2 protein-coding genes and 6 tRNA genes are annotated in these 4,964 nt (G+C 43.9%); 1 reads left to right on the forward strand and 7 read right to left on the reverse strand.

The window, feature by feature from the left end:
• Positions 1-561 precede the first annotated feature (561 nt).
• Positions 562-1,998 (forward strand): NAD-dependent succinate-semialdehyde dehydrogenase, encoded by a 1,437-nt coding sequence (locus tag R7P69_RS24260; RefSeq protein WP_238952121.1) that lies wholly within the window; start codon positions 562-564, stop codon positions 1,996-1,998.
• A 247-nt stretch (positions 1,999-2,245) separates the two neighbouring features.
• Here R7P69_RS24260 and R7P69_RS24265 read toward each other — a convergent pair.
• From R7P69_RS24265 to R7P69_RS24295, 7 genes are all read right to left on the reverse strand, one after another.
• A tRNA-Asn gene (locus R7P69_RS24265) sits at positions 2,246-2,321 on the reverse strand.
• Between the two features lie 15 nt (positions 2,322-2,336).
• A tRNA-Thr gene (locus R7P69_RS24270) sits at positions 2,337-2,412 on the reverse strand.
• Positions 2,413-2,451: 39 nt separating this feature from the next.
• Positions 2,452-2,527, reverse strand: a tRNA-Asn gene (locus tag R7P69_RS24275).
• A gap of 22 nt (positions 2,528-2,549) precedes the next feature.
• Positions 2,550-2,625: transfer RNA gene (locus R7P69_RS24280), tRNA-Thr, on the reverse strand.
• A 52-nt stretch (positions 2,626-2,677) separates the two neighbouring features.
• Positions 2,678-2,753, reverse strand: a tRNA-Phe gene (locus R7P69_RS24285).
• A 233-nt stretch (positions 2,754-2,986) separates the two neighbouring features.
• Entirely contained in the window at positions 2,987-4,612 is a 1,626-nt protein-coding gene (locus R7P69_RS24290) for a methyl-accepting chemotaxis protein (RefSeq protein ID WP_054702882.1), read from the reverse strand.
• Between the two features lie 275 nt (positions 4,613-4,887).
• Positions 4,888-4,963 (reverse strand) — tRNA-Asn (locus R7P69_RS24295).
• Position 4,964: the final 1 nt, after the last annotated feature.

Genomic DNA, 4,964 nt, shown 5'->3' on the forward strand with positions numbered 1-4,964 from the left:
AGTTGGTTAGAATACCGGCCTGTCACGCCGGGGGTCGCGGGTTCGAGTCCCGTCCACTCCGCCACTTATATTAAGCCCCAGTCGAAAGACTGGGGCTTTTTCGTTTGGTCGTGTCCCCTAGAAATGCATTTACACATTGAAGGCGAGACAATACGACTTTCTTTACCCTTTTGGCACATGAGTTTCTCAGGAAGATGGGCCTGCTGCCTGCACTTCCAATTACTCCGAGTTTGTATTATGTCCTCGTTGAAAGATTGGTCATTTGAACAATGAGTCTTTATAACACTCGCCCTCAACCGTAGTAGAATGAATAGTCTTCCTCACTGCGCGTTTTGTTAGCGTCTCTCTTAAACAATAATTTTCTACATCTTATTTCTCAAACATTCATTGCTTCCATGTTTAGAGCGGGACCGTCGTTGCGTGGATTACGCAATTTCCCGAAATATAGTGAGGAAGAGATCTAAGTCTTCCGAAAATTAATGCCTTTTAGAAAACTTTGTTTTCTTTGCTGAACTTGCTAGTAGCGATTAACCTAAGAGGAGTTCTTGAGGAGTATGTTTGATGATGCAACAAATAAAAAATGAAACGCTGAAATCTGTATTTAAGCAATGGTCTTCCGAAGAGGGAATTGTGGTCATCAACCCTGCAACTGAGCAAGAGTTAATTCGGTTAAAGCCTAGTACTCTTGATGAGTTAGATGATCTCATTGGTCAGTGCAAAACGGAGCAAGTCCGTTGGGCTAAATTAAGTGCCAAAGAGCGCTCTCGTCGTTTGAGGGGGTGGTATCAACTACTTCTTGATAATGCAGAAGACATAGCCACGATTATTACCTTAGAGCAGGGTAAACCTTTAGCTGAGAGCAAAGGGGAAGTGATGTATGGTGCCTCTTTTGTCGAGTGGTTCTCAGAAGAAGCAAAACGTGCTTATGGCGAAGTTATTCCTGCCCCCACGACAGATAGACGTCTATCTGCAATTCGCCAGCCTGTGGGAGTATGCGCTGCAATTACACCTTGGAACTTCCCTATTGCGATGATTACAAGAAAAGCAGCACCAGCCCTAGCGGCAGGTTGTGGCATGTTGATCAAGCCATCAGAGCTTACCCCTCTCACTGCAATTGCTGTTGTTGAATTAGCTTATCAGGCTGGTATCCCTAAAGAACTGCTTTCTGTCGTGGTGTCGGAGCAGGCTGCTGAGTTTGGTCAAGTACTAAGTACTGATCCTAGGATTCAGAAGATCTCTTTTACGGGGTCTACGCGCGTTGGGAAAATTTTGATGAAGCAAGCCAGTGATTCAGTCAAGGCGGTGTCGATGGAGTTGGGTGGTAATGCGCCTTTCATCGTGTTTGAAGATGCAGACTTAGATGAGGCTGCGGAAGGGCTTGTCGCGTCGAAGTTCCGTAATGCAGGGCAAACATGTGTTTGTACCAATCGGCTATATGTTCATAAAAATGTAAAACAAGCTTTTATTGATAAAGTATTGTCGAAGTTAAGCAAATTAAAGCTTGGAAATGGTTTAGAGAAAGGTGTCACATTAGGTCCTGTTATTACGATGGCCTCTAAGCATCGACTAGAGGCGGTGATCGATCAAGCTGTACAAGAAGGAGCCTCTATTGCTAACTCTCCACAGAGACGGCCTGGTCGCTTTATGGAGCCCGTTCTTTTGGATAGTGTGACGCAGAATATGTCGATTGTTCAGCAAGAGCTATTCGGGCCTGTGTTGCCTATTGTTACCTTTGAAAATGATGATCAAGTTCTCGAAATGGCTAACGATACAGAATATGGTTTGGCTTGCTATTTCTATACGAATAGCTTGAAGCGTATTGTGACTTTTAGTGAAGGTTTAGAGTACGGTATGGTTGGAGTAAATGAAGGGATCATCTCTACTGAAGTGGCTCCATTTGGTGGAGTTAAAGAGTCGGGTGTTGGACGGGAAGGTGCTAAGCAAGGCCTCGATGAATATCTGGAGACAAAGTATATTTGTCTTGGTGGTTTAAGCTGATTTCAGAGATGGCCGATTGAATTAAAAAGCTAGGTTTTTACCTGGCTTTTTTTTAGTTGAAAGGCATACCATTTGCCACGCGCGTTTGTGGTTAATATTTTCTGGTTATTTAGTGAGTCGATAGTTAGCTTGCGGTAAGCGGTTTTTAATAATCAAAGCGCTTATGTTATTTCGTGGGTAGTAGGAGAGAGCTTAGCTTTAAACTAATACAAAAAAGCCGCATCAAGTGATGCGGCTTCTTCTAATATGGCTCCTCCTGCTGGGCTCGAACCAGCGACCTGCGGATTAACAGTCCGTCGCTCTACCAACTGAGCTAAGGAGGAACAAATTTTAATAAGTGGTGCCGACTACCGGAATCGAACTGGTGACCTACTGATTACAAGTCAGTTGCTCTACCTACTGAGCTAAGTCGGCACAATGTCATTAATAAGTTATTAACTTAATAATGAAAATTGGCTCCTCCTGCTGGGCTCGAACCAGCGACCTGCGGATTAACAGTCCGTCGCTCTACCAACTGAGCTAAGGAGGAATTGTCTTTTTAAGAGAATAAATGGTGCCGACTACCGGAATCGAACTGGTGACCTACTGATTACAAGTCAGTTGCTCTACCTACTGAGCTAAGTCGGCACATTTTATTCTTTAAAATTGTTCGTGCTAAGCACCAACAATTAATAAATTGTGGTGCCCGGAGGCGGAATCGAACCACCGACACGAGGATTTTCAATCCTCTGCTCTACCGACTGAGCTATCCGGGCGACGAGGTGTATTAAAAGGCTTTTCGGCTTTCAGGTCAACAATAAAATTAAAATAAAATATCGTTTGATGAATTTGTGCTCGGAGTGGGCTGTTTTTATGCGTTTTTAGCAGCAATGCGCCATGCTTTAAGCGATGTTTTAACATTGATAGTGTGTTCACTTGCAAAATAAAGGCGATAAAAACAAAAAAGCACGTCTGAAAACGTGCTTTTTATTGAACAATTGACTTTAAACTAGTGCTTTACTGAGAACTTGTTTACCCAACCTTCTAGCTCATTCGCTAGTGAAGCTAAACTTTGAGTACTTGATTGGCTCTCGGTTACGACAGAGTTGAGTTGGCCTCCGCTTTCCTCGATAAGGTTTATGCGTAGCGCAATATCATCGCTAACCTGCGTCTGCTCAGCGGCAGCAGTAGCGATCTGCTGGCTCATTGTGGTGATAGATTCTAACGCCGTTACAATTTGCTGTAGAGCTTCAGAGGCATTCTTAGACTCTGTAACAGTGCTTTCACTGGTTTCTGCACATATTTCCATTGTGTGAATGGCATTGCGAGAGCCTTCTTGCAGATTGGAGATCATATACTGAATCTCTTTTGTGCTGTCTTGTGTGCGTCCTGCTAGGTTGCGTACCTCATCAGCAACGACTGCGAAGCCTCGGCCTTGTTCTCCAGCACGTGCTGCTTCAATGGCTGCATTGAGTGCCAATAGGTTTGTTTGCTCTGCAATATCACCAATCACATCGAGCACTTTTACAATATTATTTACATCCTGATCTAGATCGGCGACCGCTTTACTCGCAGTATTTAATTGAGAAGCTAAACCTTGAATGTTTTCAACCGTGTTATGAATGAGTTTCTGAGTATGTTGGCTTTGTTTGTCTGCCTCGTCCGTATTGTTTGCGGTGTCGCTTGCTGAATTGGCAACATGGTTGGCTGAAGATGCCATTTCAGTCATCGCAGTGGCAATCATCGCCGTTGATTGCTGCTGAGATACGGTAAGATCGGCAATCGTATTTGATCGAGACTCTACGGCAAACAACTCTGCGCGCAGTGCATGCATAGACTTCTCTAGGTTTGTCACCATGGTAGCTAGTGATTGACTCATATCTTGCACGGCACGATAGATACTTCCTCTCGGTGCCACAGTATCAAAACTGGTCTGAATGTCTCCTTGAGCGACAGCTTGAACTGCTTTACGCACGTCGTTAGGCTCTCCACCAAGTAGATGAAGCATTTTGCGAATCGAAATGATCAGGCCACTTAGAATACTTCCCGCGATAATCAGACACAGCGCAAGCTGCCATTGTGCTGTCGACCAAAAACGTGCGTTAACTTCATTAAAGCCAATACCTGTACCGACAACCCAGCCCCAGTGTGGTGTTTTTTCTGCTATCGAGTGTTTTTCTTCAATGCTGCCATCTGCTTGTTTTTGGCTCCAGGTATATTCAACGATCTGACCTGTTTTGTGCCCCAATACATCTAGAATGAGTTGGCCTACACTATTACCACTGCCATCTCTAAAGTCATGGAAGCTGGTTCCGTGCAGTTGAGGGTCTAGTGGTGCGGCGATGAACATCATATTTTCATCTGCGACATAAACGTATTCGTTGTCTTTGTAGATATTGTTACGAAGTAGGCGAGTGGCTAATGCTTTCGCTTCGTCTTCCGGCATTTTGCCTTCGATAGCCATCTTTTCTACTTCGGTAAGTATGCTGTACGCACTTTTAAATAGCTCAGTAACTCGAGCTTTGTTATCAAGGTTACTTGCGACGCGAAGTGTCCATAAGCCCGTTGCGGTCAGAGCTAGGAGAGCTAGCAATATGATCGCAGATAATAAATAGGCTTGAGTTTTTAGTTTCACATTTAGCTCACAAATAAAGTGTTATCACTATGCAAGGCATAGCTAAAAGAAGAAATGTAATAACTCGGGCATCTTAGTGAAGATGAATATGCTCGGATACTAATGCGTATTGAAATTACGATGAGGATTAAATTTTTAGCGTGAAATAAGTGTTTTTGAAGAAAGGATTTAATGTTCGCTGATGTTTAGAAATGAAGTGCAGATAAATGGGAAAACGAGAAATGACGTATAAAGCAGATACAAAAAAGCCGCATCAAGTGATGCGGCTTTAAAAGTGGCTCCTCCTGCTGGGCTCGAACCAGCGACCTGCGGATTAACAGTCCGTCGCTCTACCAACTGAGCTAAGGAGGAA

It is taken from the genome of Vibrio sp. 661 (assembly GCF_033339315.1).
GTDB lineage: Bacteria > Pseudomonadota > Gammaproteobacteria > Enterobacterales > Vibrionaceae > Vibrio > Vibrio alginolyticus.

What these genes read in the sequence shown, in the direction of transcription:
- R7P69_RS24260 (WP_238952121.1), top strand. Translation starts at nt 562, where the DNA reads ATGATGCAACAAATAAAAAATGAAACGCTGAAATCTGTATTTAAGCAA.